General features: G+C 35.7%; 14 protein-coding genes. 8 read left to right on the top strand and 6 right to left on the bottom strand.

The annotated features are described in order from the left end of the window. The first annotated feature begins 171 nt into the window (after positions 1-171). From L2586_RS20305 to L2586_RS20290, 4 genes are all read left to right on the top strand, one after another. The gene (locus tag L2586_RS20305) at positions 172-987 is read left to right on the top strand and encodes a tetratricopeptide repeat protein (RefSeq protein WP_235294784.1); all 816 of its coding nucleotides are present in this window, start codon (positions 172-174) and stop codon (positions 985-987) included. A gap of 418 nt (positions 988-1,405) precedes the next feature. Further along, positions 1,406-2,437 (top strand): ThuA domain-containing protein, encoded by a 1,032-nt coding sequence (locus tag L2586_RS20300; RefSeq protein ID WP_235294783.1) that lies wholly within the window; start codon positions 1,406-1,408, stop codon positions 2,435-2,437. A 154-nt stretch (positions 2,438-2,591) separates the two neighbouring features. Continuing rightward, a complete protein-coding gene (locus L2586_RS20295) occupies positions 2,592-5,522 on the top strand; it encodes a histidine kinase (RefSeq protein ID WP_235294782.1) in 2,931 nt (976 codons plus the stop codon). Then, entirely contained in the window at positions 5,507-6,256 is a 750-nt protein-coding gene (locus tag L2586_RS20290; RefSeq protein WP_235294781.1) for a LytR/AlgR family response regulator transcription factor, read from the top strand. The genes L2586_RS20295 and L2586_RS20290 overlap by 16 nt, the downstream gene beginning before the upstream one ends. Positions 6,257-6,292: 36 nt before the next feature. Here L2586_RS20290 and L2586_RS20285 read toward each other — a convergent pair whose 3' ends face one another. Further along, entirely contained in the window at positions 6,293-6,613 is a 321-nt protein-coding gene (locus L2586_RS20285) for a Dabb family protein (RefSeq protein WP_394804423.1), read from the bottom strand. Between the two features lie 301 nt (positions 6,614-6,914). Between L2586_RS20285 and L2586_RS20280 the strand changes: the two genes are divergently transcribed. Beyond that, entirely contained in the window at positions 6,915-7,595 is a 681-nt protein-coding gene (locus L2586_RS20280) for a hypothetical protein (protein WP_235294779.1), read from the top strand. Further along, positions 7,595-8,458, top strand: a complete 864-nt coding sequence (locus L2586_RS20275) for a hypothetical protein (RefSeq protein WP_235294778.1) — start codon at positions 7,595-7,597, stop codon at positions 8,456-8,458. The genes L2586_RS20280 and L2586_RS20275 overlap by 1 nt, the downstream gene beginning before the upstream one ends. Positions 8,459-8,470: 12 nt before the next feature. Here the strand turns inward: L2586_RS20275 and L2586_RS20270 are convergent, their stop codons facing one another. From L2586_RS20270 to L2586_RS20260, 3 genes are all read right to left on the bottom strand, one after another. After that, positions 8,471-9,421 (bottom strand): TerC/Alx family metal homeostasis membrane protein, encoded by a 951-nt coding sequence (locus L2586_RS20270; protein ID WP_235294777.1) that lies wholly within the window; start codon positions 9,419-9,421, stop codon positions 8,471-8,473. A 151-nt stretch (positions 9,422-9,572) separates the two neighbouring features. Further along, entirely contained in the window at positions 9,573-10,397 is an 825-nt protein-coding gene (locus tag L2586_RS20265; protein ID WP_235294776.1) for a mechanosensitive ion channel family protein, read from the bottom strand. Positions 10,398-10,493: 96 nt separating this feature from the next. Beyond that, positions 10,494-11,765 (bottom strand): O-acetylhomoserine aminocarboxypropyltransferase/cysteine synthase family protein, encoded by a 1,272-nt coding sequence (locus tag L2586_RS20260; protein WP_235294775.1) that lies wholly within the window; start codon positions 11,763-11,765, stop codon positions 10,494-10,496. A gap of 121 nt (positions 11,766-11,886) precedes the next feature. Here L2586_RS20260 and L2586_RS20255 point away from each other — a divergent pair, with 121 nt between their 5' ends. Then, complete coding sequence (locus tag L2586_RS20255; RefSeq protein ID WP_235294774.1) at positions 11,887-12,459, top strand: DUF6265 family protein; 573 nt, start codon at positions 11,887-11,889, stop codon at positions 12,457-12,459. Between the two features lie 200 nt (positions 12,460-12,659). Beyond that, on the top strand, positions 12,660-13,427 hold the full coding sequence (locus L2586_RS20250) for a zinc metalloprotease (protein ID WP_235294773.1): 768 nt from the start codon (positions 12,660-12,662) through the stop codon (positions 13,425-13,427). Between the two features lie 13 nt (positions 13,428-13,440). Here L2586_RS20250 and L2586_RS20245 read toward each other — a convergent pair whose 3' ends face one another. Both L2586_RS20245 and L2586_RS20240 read right to left on the bottom strand, forming a co-directional pair. After that, positions 13,441-14,058 carry a hypothetical protein gene (locus L2586_RS20245; protein ID WP_235294772.1) on the bottom strand — a complete coding sequence of 206 codons (618 nt, stop codon included), beginning with the start codon at positions 14,056-14,058 and terminating at the stop codon, positions 13,441-13,443. Further along, positions 14,055-14,624, bottom strand: coding sequence for an RNA polymerase sigma factor (locus L2586_RS20240; RefSeq protein ID WP_235294771.1), 570 nt, complete (start codon positions 14,622-14,624; stop codon positions 14,055-14,057). The genes L2586_RS20245 and L2586_RS20240 overlap by 4 nt, the downstream gene beginning before the upstream one ends. Positions 14,625-14,719: the final 95 nt, after the last annotated feature.

The raw sequence follows: 14,719 nt of genomic DNA, 5'->3' as shown, positions 1-14,719 counted from the left end.
TTAAACAAGTATATGTGGAACTCTAACAAGTGGAATTACGTATTAAAAATTGGGTTTAAGGCATCGTAGAAATAATGAATTTCGTTTTTTTTAAACAATTTTCTATTTTTACGGTCTTCACGGAAGAATTATAAAATTCAATTATATAAACGATTTAAAATTAAATTAGGAATGAGTATTCAGTTTAAAAATTTATTTGCACTTCTTATTGTATTTGCATTTAGCTTATCTCTTGTATCAGCTCAAGATGCTGAGGCTAGTGCAGCTTCATTGTATAATGATGGATTAGCATTATTGAAAGAAAAGAAATTTGCAGAAGGATATGACTTTATGTCCAAAGCTTTAGAGAAAGCGACAGCAGACGAAGATGAGAAAGTTATCAAATTAGCAACAAAAAATGGAGCGGTAGCAGCATATAGTGCTGGAAATGCGGCTTTGAAAGCTAAGAATTATGATGAGGCGATGACGTTTTACCAGAATGGAGCGGATATGAATCCTGAGTATTCTTCTAATTTTATTGGAAAAGGAAAAGTGCTTAATGCGAAAGGTGATAAAGTGGGTGCTGTTGAGGCATACATTGCAGGAGCAAAAGTAGCAAAAGCTGCAGGAGATGAGAAGAAAGTAACAGAAGCTAAGAAAAGGTCTAAGCAAGCTGTAGGTAAATTATTTGCCGCTAAAAAATATGCAGATGCTATTAAAGCTGGAAAATTCGTAGAAGAATTCGAGAACATGCCAGAAGTAATGTACTATGTAGCAAGATGCCAGGTGGAAGAAAAAGATTTTCAAGGGGCTTTAGAAACTGCTGAGAAATCAATAGAAGCTGGAAAGGCGACTGGTAAAATAGAAGATAAGTTTTACGTTGCTAAAGGTCTTGCATTAGAAGGTTTAGGTAAGAAGTCTGAAGCGATTTCTGCTTATAAATTAGTGAAAGAGGGAGATTATAAAGAGCAAGCTGAATACAAAATTAAGGAACTTGGAGGTAAGTAATAGGTGTTGCCTATTTTGCTAAGAATCGCAAGTTTGAAAGATATAAGGAAGAACCGTTCATTGATTTGAACGGTTTTTTTTTGTTGTACAAGGAAATGAAGGTGTCGCACCTTTGGCGCTATCAAGGTGTCGCTCCGCTGGAGCTGGGAAGATGACGCCTCTCTGAGGCTACAGAGGTTTGACTACGCTGGAGACAATATTGTTTCAGCACACACGGATGTGAAAATGTTCTGCACAGTTGGGTTTCATAAAAGTGCGCTTCGTTGGAATCAGTAATACTCTAAGTCATCATATGCCATATAGGTGTCGCTACGCTGGAGATCAATAGACTGGAGTAGGCTGGAGGTGTGTGTTTCTAGAAAAGAGGCACATCGAAATCAGGAATTTAATTATCTTAGGCAAAATTTAAAAATAACAGATGAAGTCTAAGATATCAGTCCTCTTATTCGGGATGCTAATCGTATTGTTGAGCTGTAGTGAAAAATCAGTCAAGTCCTTAAAAATGGAAAAGCAAAAACTGAAAGCATTAATTATAGATGGCGAGAATAATCATGGTGTATTTCCTAAAACAACCATGATGATGAAAGATTATCTAGAAGAAACGGGCTTGTTCGATGTAGATATTGCTAGAACAAAATATATATGGCAAGGTCCTCACCATAATAAAATAGAAGGAGTAGATAGCATTCAACAATTGTTAACGATGTATCCACTTGCCGATGGAATAGAAAGAACTTCTGTGAAAGATCCTGTACCAGATCCTAATTATCAACCAGATTTTACGAAGTACGATTTAGTTTTATCGAATTTTGGTTGGAAAGCAAGCACTTGGTCTGATGATGTCAAATCGAATTTCGAACAATTCATCAAAAATGGAGGTGGATTAGTCGTTGTACATGCTGCTGATAACTCATGGGGAAGCTGGGAAGCATACAATGAAATGATCGGCCTTGGCGGATGGGATAATAGAAGTGAAGCAAGTGGGCCTTATGTTTATTACAATGAAAATGATTCCCTTGTTTATGATAAAAGGGTAGGAAGCGCAGGTTCACATGGGCCACAATCTGAATTTATTATGCAGAACAGAGCGAAAGATCATCCCGTAATGAGAGGACTTCCTGCAGAATTCAAGCATGCGAAAGATGAACTTTATGAGAAGCTTCGTGGTCCAGCTAAAAACATGACTGTTCTGGCTACAGCACTTTCAGATAAGAAAGTGAATGAAAAGAGAACTGGTCATTATGAGCCGGTTTTAATGGCTATCGATTATGGAAAAGGAAGAGTCTTTCATACCATCTTAGGTCACATGGATTATTCTATGGAAAGTGTTCCTTTTATTACTACTCTTCAGAGAGGAAGTGAGTGGGCAGCAACGGGTAAGGTAACACAACCTGTGCCTGAAGATTTTCCTCAGAATAATGAATTGGTCATCAGGAAGTGGGATCGATAAATTAGGAATAAACATTGACCTAGAAAGAAAAAAGATAAGGCCTTTTATACGTCAATGGTATTTCAATTCGATCTGAATAATCACCGTTAAATAAGTCCAGCAGAAAGAAGACTAACGGGAAAAGCACACTTAATCGCTCAATATTGTATCTTAATTGAAGTTTAGATATCTAGCAGTGATGATTAAGTGGATCTTTTTATTATTTTTTCCTATATGGGTGTGTGCGCAGCAGACGCCATTTCTCACTACTTTTTCTAGTCAACATGGTCTTCCCAAATTGAAGATCTTAAATATGGCTAAGGATAGTTCTGGGTTTCTTTGGTTTGAGAGCAATCTTGGACTTCATCGTTTTGATGGAAAGACGTTCAAGACTTTTAACGATTTACCAAACTCCGTTATTCCAGAAATTCAAGTAAGGCCTGATGGTAAAATATTCATTACTATTCAAGATTATGGCATTGGTATTTATAATGAGTTTACTGAAAGATTCGATCTTTTTAAAGAGCCTGATCTATTTAAGAAGGCTATAGGGTTTCATACAAAGACCGTATTTGGAGAAGGTGGGCGTGTTTTTATTTCTTTATCCGAACATGGCTTATTCGAATTTGATATGGAAAAGCAAGTGTTTCTAAACCTGCTTCAGAAACCTAAAATAAGAAGTATCTTGGTGGTGGATTCAGTTCCAAATCAACTGTTGCTCGCAGGAGATAGTCTCTATTTATATGATATATCGCAAAACGTAATCTCAGTTATTTCTAATTATAGGCCACTTCAGATGACACTTGATGAAAATGGAGATGTGTGGTTTAATAATCTGGATCGATATGGGTTTTGCAAAGTAAATATAGAAACGAAGGAAGAAACATGGTACGAAGATGAGGAAGAAAGTCCAACTTATTCTATGTGCTACGTAAATGGTGAGATTTGGTCTGAGGCTAATGCTAAAGTTGTCAAATTTAATGTTGATGAAAAAAAATGGGAATATTTTCAATTTGGGAATAATGAAATAACTGGAATATATGCTGAGGATAATGGTCGTCTTTGGTTTGCCCAGGACAATAAATTAAATGTAATAGATCCACAGAATCAATTTTTTCATTTAGTACCAGGAAGTGAAAAACATTCTTATACTTCAGTCGTGAAATTGAATGATAACCAATATGGTTTTATATCATTTTATACTAATGAATTGCATATTTCAAATCTGGACGGCAAGAAAGTTCAAATTGCGGATAAATTTAACAAAGACAAGAAGTTACAATTTCCATTTAGTATGGTAAGGATAAAAGATGATTTATGGATTGCTTTCAGCAATGGAGTGGCAAAATATAACATAAAGAATCAGCAATTCGAAAGAGTAGAATTTAATCGATATAATGAATTCTTTTCTGGACCTAATAAATTGAAATTGATAGCCAATAAAGGGGAGCATTTATACATTTCTAAGATTACTGATCCAATCATACTTCGGGTAAATGTAAAAACACTTGAAATAGATTCTATTCATTATACAGCTAGAAGTGATGTATATATGGGTGGTCTCAAAGTTGATGATGCTGGAATGATCCAAATACCATCTGCAAATGGTATTCTTACTCTTAATTTTGATTCTAAAGAACAGATTTTGTATCCTATTTTTTTGAATGGTAAAGAAACTAGTTTAGGATTTATTGATAATTTTTTAATGGAGGGCGATGACATTTGGCTTATAGCGAATAGTATGACCTATAAAGGAAAATTGGAGAATGATGGAATTTATATTACAGATGAAATTAAGCGCGAACACTTTAATAATTACAGTGAGGGTATGGATATTATCCAGGGGTTTGAGGACTCGAAAATTATACTGACTAGAGCAGGCATAAAAGTTATCAAAGATAACTCCAACCATTTTAATTTCTGGGGAGTAGATGAAGGCTTAATTAATGTGGATAGAAGGACATATATGAAGCGGTTAGATCAATATCTATTTTTTATGTCGCAAGGAGTTTATTATGTAGACGAAGAAAACCTTTCCACTAATAATGAAATTCCTTATGTGCAGATCAGCTCTTTCAAAGTGAATGAGACAAAAGTTGATTATGATGTCCTAAAACCTCAAGAAAACGATATTAAAATTAAGTTTGAATCCATCGACCTGACTAAGCCCCTTGACGTTAAATACAAGTATAGGTTATCTCCAGAGAATCCATGGATTAATGCTGATTATCAGGGCAACGAGGTATATTTTTTAGACTTGAAACCAGGAGTTTATACCTTCGAAGTATGTGCGAAACACAAATTTTCAGACTGGAGTAATCCGGTTTTCAAGACTTTTGAAATAAAAAGTCCATTCTGGAAAAAGTGGTGGTTTATGGGCGGAATAATGTTAGTCAGTGGATTATTGATTTATTTTTACTACAAGTACCAGCTAGTGAAAGCAGCAGAAGTTTCAAGATTGAAATCAAGGATGGTCACATTAGAAAATGAGGCTTTAAGGGCACAAATGAATCCGCATTTCATTTTTAATTCTTTGAATAGTATTAAGTCATATATTATTGAACATAGTAAAGAAGATGCAGCAGATTATTTAACGAGCTTTTCAGATTTGATTAGACTAATATTGGCCAATAGTAGAGAAGAGCTTATACCAATCGAGAAGGAATTGTCTGCACTTGAGTTGTATATGGATATTGAAAATATTAGATTGGAACAAAAATTTAGCTACCGGATTAATAACGAAGTACCAGACACTTATATCCAGCCGCTTACTCTTCAGCCTTTTATAGAAAATGCGATATGGCATGGCTTTATACACAAGAAAGGGCATGGAATGTTGTTAATAGATATAAAAAAGGTGGCAGACAAAGTGATTATTACAATCGAAGATGATGGTGTCGGAAGAGTTAAGAGTCAAGTGATAGAAAAGAAACACAGTAGGAAGAGATCATTCGGAATTCTGATTACAAAGGAGCGCCTTTCTCGATCAGAAATAGCAAATAACATTGAAATAGAAGATCTTACAGATGCTGAAGGCAAAGGAATAGGTACGAAAGTATCTGTCATAATACCTTATCAAAAAACCAAAACATGGCCAAAGAATTAATTAGAGCAATTGCTGTAGATGATGAGAATCATTGCTTGAAGACACTTGAATTCGAACTAAGTAGGAGTTGTCCAGATGTAGAACTAGTGAGAAAGATCCAAGATTCGGAAGAAGCTTTTGAAGTTTTAAAAACAGAAGAATTTGACTTGTTGTTTCTAGATATTCACTTGCAAGCGACCAGTGGCATCGAATTATTAGAACGATTAATGCCTGTGGATTTCGAAGTGATTTTTGTAACCGCGTATGATGAATATGCTATTAAGGCCTTTGACTTATCAGCTATGCATTATTTGCTAAAACCAGTGAATCGTAATAAGCTTAGAATGGCCGTAGATAAGGTCGTTGAAAAACGTAAAAAAATAGACGTGCAGCAATATGATCAGATGTTGCGGGCGCTTCGCGATGATCTATCTCAGTCTAAGAAGATAGGAATTCCTGTTCAAGATGGTGTAGAATTCATCGATCCTTCAGATATATTATACATTAAAGCGGACAGTAATTATTCTACTTTTCATTTTAAAGACGGTAGAAAATTGATGGTAAGTAAAACGCTGAAGACCATAGAAGAATCTTATCTAAAGTCTGGATTTATTAGAATACATAAGTCCCACCTCGTTAACATTAGTGAGTTAAGCAAGTACTTTAAAAATGATGGAGGTTATGTTATCTTATCTAATGGGGAACGATTAAGCGTTAGCCGTAACAAGCGCCAGATTCTCAATGATTTATTCTGATTTGTTATTGGGGAAACGGCGCTGTCAAATTGGCTTTTACTTCGTCCAGTAGTCTACAACTAGCACGTCCTCTAGGACAGGCCCGAGAATAGCACCAAATGCTTTATGATCTGGATGTGGCAAGTAAACTGCTCGATCTTCTTCACTATTAAAAGTCAGAAAGAAGCAATGAGTGAAACCTTTATCAAGACCTTCTGGACTGTTGTTCAGTCCCCATTCGTAGGCTTGTATTTGTGGAATTTTAGAAGGAAGTGCTGAAAACGCATCTTCTACTTTTTTGATCTCCGTGTCGGAAGTACCTTCTTTAAATTTAAAAAGAACGACATGTCTTAATTCTTTGTTAGCATTCATGCTCATATAAATAAAACTTGATGAAAAAACAAGGATAGTAAGTGATAGAAGTAACCATTTAGTACGCATAAAGTATTTTTTCAGTAAGATAAATAATCCAAGCATTTTTACCGCATCTTTTTTTATAGATGTCCGAGCGATTGCATTTTAGTTTGATAACAGATTTCGAAAGCAACGTTTTCCATTACTCAGCAGTTTGTCTATTAGCAGGATGAACTCATACTTGTTTTTAGATCATGCAGCTGCCTTAATTGATTGGATACTAGAAAAGGGGTGAATCATTAAATAAAGAAAAGATGAAAGAAAGATGAAGAATATATTTGGGATACTTCTCGTGTGCATGCTCATGTTAGGTGCGTGTATAGGCGATGATTTTGTCGATGATCGGGTAGATCCGGTCTTAAGGATAACGAACTCTATTGATTCTCTAGCGATAGATTCATCTTACCAATTTGAATTTTCGTACTTGAACAATGTTGGTCAAGAAGAGCAAATAGCGGCCGTATGGACAAGTGGATCTGAAGAGATTATATCTATTACAGATACGGGTTTTGCAACGGCACTGGCAGCAGGTTCTTCTGAAATTCAGGCATCATATGAATATGAGGGTGGCAGAGCGATAGATATCATTCAGGTCAGTGTGGGAGGAAATACCGTAGAAACGGAAATAACTGGAAAGAAAGGCACCGTTCAGACGACCAGTAGCTATAAACTGCAAGGTGATTTCACCCTTGCTGAAGTGGGTAGTGATCTTCAACTTAATTTTGGTAGCGATTACGAAGCATCCACGGCACTGCCTGGTCTATTTGTATATCTAAGTAATAATCCGAATACAACAGCTGATGCACTAGAAATTCAAGCCGTGGAAGTTTTTGCAGGCGCACATTCTTATACCATTCCTAATGTCGGTATCGAGGATTATAGATACGTATTATATTTTTGTAAACCGTTCAATGTGAAAGTTGGACACGGCGAAATTGTAGAATAATGAAAAAATTACTCTTTATAGGAATCTTGCTTAGTTTTGGATTCAGTCTGCATGCTGGTGGGCCATGGCCACAGAAAAAAGGTAACTTATATTTTAAAGTATCGGAATGGTGGCTGGTGTTTAATCAGCATTATACGGATCAGGGTTTAATAGATCCTAATGTTACTACCGGATTGTATAACACTACTATTTATGCTGAGTATGGACTTACGAATCGACTAACAGGAACCATATATGCGCCATTATTAAGCAGAAATTACATGAATAACTTGGTGTCGAACACAACGAAAGAAGTGATCGTTCCAGGAGAGGCGATCAATAATATAGGCGATGTGGATATTAGTTTGAAATATGCCATTAATAAGAAATTCCCAGTATCCATCTCACTGACTCTTGGATTACCGACGGGCATCGCTTCCGCTGGAAGTCAGCAAAATTTACAAACTGGAGACGGTGAGTTTAATCAAATGTTGCAAATCGATGCAGGCCAAGGTTTCAATCTTTCGAAGGGCGTTTCTGCTTACTTTAGTACATACGGAGGTTTTAACAATAGAAGCAACGGCTTTAGTGATGAAGTGAGATATGGACTAGAAGGAGGATTGTCCTTTATAAAGAATCGATTATGGATCATCGGCAGAGTGAATGGGGTAGAATCGTTGAAAAATGGGGAAACAGCAGAGACTTTTTCAAGTACTAGTATTTTCTCTAATAATTCGGAATACACGAGTTATGGAGCTGAAGTAGCCTTGTATGTAACTAAGCGAGTTGGTTTTTCAGCATCTGTAGCGTCTGCATTTAGAGGGGAGATCATTGCCGCGGCGCCTAGCTACAGTGTAGGTTTCTTTTACGATATGAGTAAGTGATTTATTTTTAGGTCAATGTGGACTAAGATTGTGACGATTTTTTACTAACGAAAAGATAACGCCCGAAGCTAATGATAACCCTATGAAAGCTAGCGAAACCCATTCCGGGAAATGAAGGTAATTAGCAGCCATTAATTTAACGGCAACAAATAGAAGGATTACAAAAACGGAGTATTTAAGGTAGGCAAATTTATCTAGCATCTTAGACAAGAAAAAGTACATTGATCTTAAGCCCATAATGGCAAAGATGTTCGAGCTATAAACGATAAATGGGTCAGTTGTTACCGCGAAAATTGCAGGAATACTATCTAGTGCGAATAGTAAATCAGTAAACTCAATGGTCAGCAAAGCTCCGAAAAGCGAAGTGAAGACCATTTTTCCATTGACTTTGGTTCTGAATTTTCCACCATCTATTCTGTTGCTGATATTGAACAGTTTCAGAATCCAATTTTGCTTACTCTCTTTCTCTGAATCATCTTTATGAAACAGCATTTTGAACGCAGTGTATAATAAGAACAGGCCAAAGATGAAGGTCATTCCTTGAATCTTATTGATGAGCACTAAGCCTAGGACGATTAGAATTGCTCTGAATACTAGGGCGCCTAGAATACCTAGAAATAATAGTTTATGCTGGTGAATGTCTGGAACCTTAAAAGTGGCAAATATGACTGCAATCACGAATAAGTTGTCGATGCTAAGAGATAGTTCTATAGCATAACCAGTTAGATACTTGACGATGGCATTTCCAGGAGTTAGGTTGTTCATATTGTCTACCAATCCTGTTTCATAGAACCAATAAATTAGTCCCGAGAAAATTAAAGCATTGGCAATAAAGAATATGGATTCGAAGGCTACTTGTCTTACAGATGGAACTTCATTTTTCTTATGAAGGACAAAGAAGTCAATAAACAATAAGATGAGAACATAACCGATTAAAATAATCCAAGGCATCCACTGACTCATAAGTTTTTAAATTGGAATTTGATGTTTTCTTCTAATCTAAAAAAAGGTGGATTAGTTCAATGGAGTGGGTTAATTTTAAAAGAGAAAACTTAAGTCTCTTATTCCAACATTGACATAGATAGCCTCTCTAATAAATCAACCTTCCCCAATTTTACTTTCCGATCTCACCAAGTTCTACTCCTTCAGAGTAAGCTACTTTTATCATGCCTTCACCAAGTGCTTTTTTTACGGTCTCAGTCGCATTATAATAAGCAGGTTCCATATGCTGAACAAGGCAGAAGGGTTTAACACTTAACTTTATGCTATGAGTATCGAATTCTAGTATTCCTATTTGTGGTTGAGGATCATTTAATATCAATTCAGTTTGCTCGAGCGCATCTAAAAGCAACTTCTGGACCTTCGGGAAGGACTCGTTATAGGGCATGTAGACCGTGAAATCTAGACGAACGTAACCATTAGAAGAAGAATTTGTTACATTTTCACTGATGGCTGATCCGTTAGGAATAATCACATCTTTATTATCCAGATTAGTGATAATGGTATTCAAAAGTTGAATCTCTTTCACAGTTCCACTATGATCACCCACATTGATAAAGTCACCCATTTTATAGGGACGGAAAATCATAATAAGTAATCCAGCTGCCAGATTTCCTAAACTGCCTTGGAGCGCCATTGCAATACCAAATCCCAGTGCAGCAATGAGTGTCATTAAGCCAGCAGTCTTAACACCGATGATGGCTAGGATGACGAAAAAGAGAATCGCTTTCAGTGAAATACTAAGGAAAGATTTAAAAAAAGGCTTCACATTTTGACTAATCTTAGAATGCTCGATGGTCTTATTAGCGAAGCTTAATATCTTTTTTATAACGGCTGATCCAATTAAGAATATGACTACGCAAAGCGCAAGTCTAGGAAGGAAATCTATTATGGTTTCAGTGTACTCAACTAAGATTTCCTGTAATGCTTCGGTATCCATTTCTGTCTAATTGTTTAAGACAAATATAAAAAAAGCCTTTTGGTCCATACTCCAAAAGGCTTTAAAATTCTAACAATTAATGTAAAGTGAAAACTTTTACACTGCGGTAAAAGCCTGTTCAAGATCACCAATAATATCATCAATGTGCTCTATTCCAACACATAATCTTAACATTTCATTTTTAACTCCAGCTGAAGCTAACTCTTCTTCGGATAATTGACGGTGAGTCGTAGAAGCTGGGTGGCATGCAAGAGACTTAGCATCTCCGATGTTTACCAATCTTTTGAATATTTCTAATTTATCATAGAATTTAACCGCAGCATCATAACCTCCCTTAATTCCGAAAGTCAACAATGACGATGGCTTACCGTCGGTATATTTCTGAGCTAATTCATAATAAGGGCTGCTTTCTAGACCAGCATATTGTACCCATTCTACTTTTTCATGTCCTTCTAAATATTTAGCGACAGCTATTGCATTTTCACAGTGTCGTTCCATTCTAAGACTTAAGGTTTCTATTCCTTGAAGAATTAAAAATGCACTCATCGGAGATAAGGCAGAACCTGTATTTCTTAAAGCTACCGTTCTTACTCTTCCTATATATGCTGCTGCTTCGAAAGCTTGAGTATATACTACTCCGTGATATGCTTCTTCTGGTTCATTAAGCATGTGGAATTTCTTAGGATAATCTGCCCAAGGAAATTTACCACTATCTACAATGATCCCAGCGACAGTCGTACCATGACCTCCCATGTACTTCGTAAGCGAGTGAATAACGATGTCTGCACCATATTCTATCGGCTTAAGAACAGCTGGAGAGGCAACAGTATTATCTACGATTAATGGAACACCATTTTTGTGTGCCATCTTAGCAATTGCTTCTAGATCTACAATATTTCCTGCTGGATTACCTATTGTTTCGCAAAAAACTGCTTTCGTATTTTCATCTATCAATTTTTCTAAATCTGCAGCTTGATCTGATGCTCCAAAACGAACATCGATTCCTTGCTTAGGAAGCATATGCTTGAATAAAGTGTACGATCCACCATAAAGCATCGGCACAGAAACGATGTTGTCACCCATTTCTGCAATGTTCAAAATAGAATAGTTAATCGCTGCTACTCCTGAACTAACTGCAAGAGCTGCTATACCTCCTTCTAATGCTGCGACTCTTTTCTCAAGCACATCATTCGTAGGATTCATAATACGAGTATATATATTTCCAGCCACTGCAAGATTAAATAAATCTGCTCCGTGCTGAGCATTGTCAAATTCATACGCTACAGTCTGATAAATCGGAACCGCAACTGACTTAGTAGTGGGTTCTGTATCATATCCTGCATGTATTGAAATCGTCTCTTTTTTCATACTTTGTTTAATTATGTTTTCTATATTAATATGTCTAAATTAAAATAATTGTAACGAATTTAATAATTATGTCCCCTTATCCTAAATAAAAAACGTTATAGTTTAAAAAATTATATAAAAAATGAATTATTTTGAAATATTTACAAATGATAATATTAACATGTGTCGTTCCTTTGTAATTAAATTTTTTGTTTGGTTCGCGTTCTTTCAGATCTTGTTATTACCTGCGATGCATGCACAGGACGTAGAATTTGAGCATACTTTGTTTTACGACAGCATCGTTGGCTCTCCTAGCGCGTCTATTTCTTCTCTTGATTGGATCCAAGGTGACTGGCGGGGGACTGCTTTCGGAGGGAATACGGAAGAAACTTGGAATGCGTCATCTGGCGGTTCTCTAATGGGAATGTTTAAGCTGTATAGTGATGAGGCTGTGTACATTTATGAATTGATGACGATATCTCAAGAAGAGCAAACCTTAATCATGAGAATAAAGCATTTCAATGCAGATCTAACGGGCTGGGAAGAGAAGGATAAGTCTGTAGAATTTAAGCTAGTCCAGCTGAAGGATGGATTCGCTTATTTTGATGGATTGACTTTTGAAAAGGTTTCTGAGGATAAAATGAATGTTTATGTGGTCATAGAAAATGATGATGGTACGAAAGAAGAACATATTTTTCCATATACTAGAAAATAATTGTAACTAAGATAAAGGTAATCAGACGGTAACACATCTGAAATTATTTTTTTGTTGCAGTTAGAAGCCGTACTTTTTAGGCAAATTTAAAATTTAACTATTTATTTAACGGTTTTAATATAAGGGGAACCGATAGTTTTGCGTTTCAGTTATAGTATATTCTAATGCTATTTATTTTTAACCCAAAATTTAATAGTGCCATGACCAATTTCTATAAAACAATTATTGCTAAGGCGATCGCCCTTCTCTTATTTAGTTTTAATTCCAGCGATCTGAATCCTTTTATTAATCTTTCAAAAAATATGGTAGAGATTCCCGTCATGGATGTGAATTTTTATATGATGAATAGAAGTGATGTGGACGCGGCGACACTAGGTCAGATTAGAGAAAATGTAAGGTATCTCAATGAGGAATTTGAGCAAACTATCATTTTCGAGGTTAATCATTTTTTCATCAATGAGGGACATGCTTACTTACCAGATCTTCATAAAGAATATTTTGGAGTTGAGGAATTAACGATAGATAGCCTTGTAGAAAATATAGAGGACCAAGGTTCCATTAATATTTATATTTTCGATAGTTATGTTATTCAAGAAATGAATGCGGAACTAATGGGTTTTACGCCTATTTTTCGTGCTAGTCATAAAGATTATGCTGATGCTTCACCCAGCTTCGATCGAATCTTTCTTGCTTATTCAGCATTAGAGAAAAAAACAACATTGGTACATGAAATGGGGCACTTTCTAGGTTTAGATCATCCTTGGGAAATGTCTGATATCAATAAGGATTTAATGGGCTTGAGCGAGAAAAGTGATATTTCAGAAAATCACATGGCATATGGGCCTAGTGTGGATGGCTTTACATCTGAACAATTAGAGCGCATGCAGCATTTTGCTAAGCAGTTTAGAGCTTACTTGATTAACAGGAAAGAATTTGTTTTTCAAGATGTGAAGGTCACGAACTTATAATGAAATTCAATTATTATAGAGATTTTAAGATAGCTTGTGCTTCCTCATACTTATAATGGTTTTCGCTCAGCGAAGACAGAATTTCTCGAGCAAACACTTTTCTATCTAATTTTATTAGCGCTAGACTTTTATACCATGAAGCTTGTTCTGTGACTTTCGGATCGTTGTTAACGATGATTTGATCATATAGGTCTATAGCAGATTGATAATTTCCCATTGCTTGTTCAGCGTTAGCAGCATAAAGTAGGAACACATTATTTCCATCTTTGGTGTATAGAATTTTGAATTTCTGTGCAGCAGATTCAAATTTTTTAGAAGTGTAGTCATTTATGGCATCATTTAGAGATTGCTCAGAGTCGCCTCTTTGGTTAAGGGCCATCGGATAAGGTTCATAATATGCAGCATAGACTTCTTTCGCTGAATTTCCATCTAAAAGTGAAGGGAGAAATATTATAGCTAATAAAAATACCGCAGCAATACTTACAATCGGGAGGATTAGTGTTAGGAGTTTGGATTTTTTCTTTTCCGCACTTTGACTTCCTGTTATTTTATTGAGTTTGTCTTTAAGATCTAATACATCTTCCGAAAATTCAGATGCCAAGACTTTGTCTAATTTGTTATCTTTTTTCATAGTTCGCTAAGTTCTTCATATAGTGCATCGGCCTTAATTCTGCTTACTAGTTCTTCTTTACATTTAAATTTTTTCTTTTTAATGTACGCCTCAGAAGTATCTAATTTTTTAGCAATTTCTGACATTTTCACCTTGGCGAAAAACATAGAAAGTACTTTTTGACATTTTTCAGCTAAGCTGTTAAAATGTTTCCTGTAGATCATTATTTGTTCCTGCTGTTCTATCGTCGATTGCATATCTAGATCTAAAGAAACGTGATCACTTCCAACATCTTCTTGATATTTTATCTTATCTTTTTTTCGGTTTTTCGCAAACCATAAATTTCTACAGACCACTAATGAATAAGACCAGAAAGTACAGGTAAGCTCGAATTCACCTTGCTGTTGTTTTTTATAAATTGATATAATCATTTCCTGAAATAAATCTTTAGCATCATCTAATTGACCTCCATTTTGCTTTACCCAGCTTGTTATTCCGGGTAATATATCATCGTATATTTCCTGAATAACTTTACTGTTCCGAGTTTTTATGCCCTCTAGATAAATTAAATTTTTGTCTTTACTCATTGACTAATATCAGTGCTAATAAAAAGGTTACCCTAAGTGATTAAATTTTTATTGTAGGTCCTATTTATTCATTCTATGAAAAAACTTTGTTCATA

Source organism: Portibacter lacus (assembly GCF_021533215.1).
GTDB lineage: Bacteria > Bacteroidota > Bacteroidia > Chitinophagales > Saprospiraceae > Portibacter > Portibacter lacus.
This window is presented reverse-complemented; position numbering and strand designations above follow the sequence as displayed.

Coding starts and splice junctions, on each gene's coding strand:
- L2586_RS20305 (WP_235294784.1), top strand. CDS start 172: ATGAGTATTCAGTTTAAAAATTTATTTGCACTTCTTATTGTATTTGCA.
- L2586_RS20300 (WP_235294783.1), top strand. CDS start 1,406: ATGAAGTCTAAGATATCAGTCCTCTTATTCGGGATGCTAATCGTATTG.
- L2586_RS20290 (WP_235294781.1), top strand. CDS start 5,507: ATGGCCAAAGAATTAATTAGAGCAATTGCTGTAGATGATGAGAATCAT.
- L2586_RS20285 (WP_394804423.1), bottom strand. CDS start 6,613: ATGAGCATGAATGCTAACAAAGAATTAAGACATGTCGTTCTTTTTAAA.
- L2586_RS20280 (WP_235294779.1), top strand. CDS start 6,915: ATGAAGAATATATTTGGGATACTTCTCGTGTGCATGCTCATGTTAGGT.
- L2586_RS20275 (WP_235294778.1), top strand. CDS start 7,595: ATGAAAAAATTACTCTTTATAGGAATCTTGCTTAGTTTTGGATTCAGT.
- L2586_RS20270 (WP_235294777.1), bottom strand. CDS start 9,421: ATGAGTCAGTGGATGCCTTGGATTATTTTAATCGGTTATGTTCTCATC.
- L2586_RS20265 (WP_235294776.1), bottom strand. CDS start 10,397: ATGGATACCGAAGCATTACAGGAAATCTTAGTTGAGTACACTGAAACC.
- L2586_RS20260 (WP_235294775.1), bottom strand. CDS start 11,765: ATGAAAAAAGAGACGATTTCAATACATGCAGGATATGATACAGAACCC.
- L2586_RS20255 (WP_235294774.1), top strand. CDS start 11,887: ATGAATTATTTTGAAATATTTACAAATGATAATATTAACATGTGTCGT.
- L2586_RS20250 (WP_235294773.1), top strand. CDS start 12,660: ATGACCAATTTCTATAAAACAATTATTGCTAAGGCGATCGCCCTTCTC.
- L2586_RS20245 (WP_235294772.1), bottom strand. CDS start 14,058: ATGAAAAAAGATAACAAATTAGACAAAGTCTTGGCATCTGAATTTTCG.
- L2586_RS20240 (WP_235294771.1), bottom strand. CDS start 14,624: ATGAGTAAAGACAAAAATTTAATTTATCTAGAGGGCATAAAAACTCGG.